This is a genomic window from Rhizobacter sp. P2_H3 (assembly GCF_056403355.1).
Genome location: NZ_JBFUFQ010000517.1, coordinates 1 through 884 on the forward strand (window position 1 = coordinate 1; position 884 = coordinate 884).

General features: G+C 72.6%; 1 protein-coding gene. It reads right to left on the bottom strand.

Features of this window, described 5'->3' with window-relative positions:
* On the bottom strand, positions 1-723 hold a 723-nt coding region (locus AC1D1T_RS32775), incomplete at its 3' end, for a vWA domain-containing protein (protein ID WP_477993532.1).
* Positions 724-884 lie beyond the last annotated feature (161 nt).

An 884-nucleotide genomic window follows, 5' to 3' on the forward strand; every position in this document is an offset into this window, starting at 1 on the left:
CCCCGGTGTCGCCCCCAGGCCCGAGGCCGGCGGGCCGGCACCGTCGTCGGCCAGCTTCTCGCCGTTGACGCTGGCGCTGCGGCCCTGGCTGCGCAGGTCGGTCTGCATCACCTCGTCGGCGCGCCAGACGCCCAGCGGCCGGCCCAGCGGGTCGGTCTTCGGGATCGGCGAGGGCAGCAGGTCGCCGACGCCGACGATCAGCCCCGGCACCTCGCCCGGCTTGTCGTCGAAGGCCGGTCGGTACAGCGGGTTCAGCGGCGGCGCTTCCTGCCCGTCGGTGATGAACACCAGCGAAGGCTTGCCGGGCAGGTCGCGCGCGATGCCGAGCGCGCTGTGCAGGCCCTTCGAGATCTCGCTGTTGCCCGACCAGGCCATGCGGCCGTCGATGCGCGCAAGCGTGCTGCGCAGCTCGCCCAGGTTCGCGCACACCTCCACCGGCGCCAGCAGCAGGAACGAGCGGTACTCGGTGAACACCGCCCAGCCCACCTTCGACCCGCAGGGCAGCGCGAGCAGGCTCTCGCGCAGCGCATGCTTCGCGAACGCGAGGCGCGACGCCGGCTTGCCGTCCAGCAGTTCATCCGTCACGTTCATGCTCTGCGTGATGTCGAGCACCACCACGTGCTCGAACAGCCGGCGCTCGATGCGCACGCCCGGGTCCAGGAAGGTGGCGGCCAGCGCGAGCGCGGCCAGTGCCGGCAGCGCGTCGAACGCCTTGATCTTCATGGCAGGCCCGGCGAGTAGCCGCGCATCGTCGTGACGGCGCGTTCGGCGTCGCGCCGGCCGTCGGCCGGTTCGACCAGCGATTCGTCGGGGTCGGGCAGCAGGCGCTGGGCCCGCTCCAGGTTGTAGCGGGCGTCCCATTGCCCGGGGTCGTTGCGCAGTAC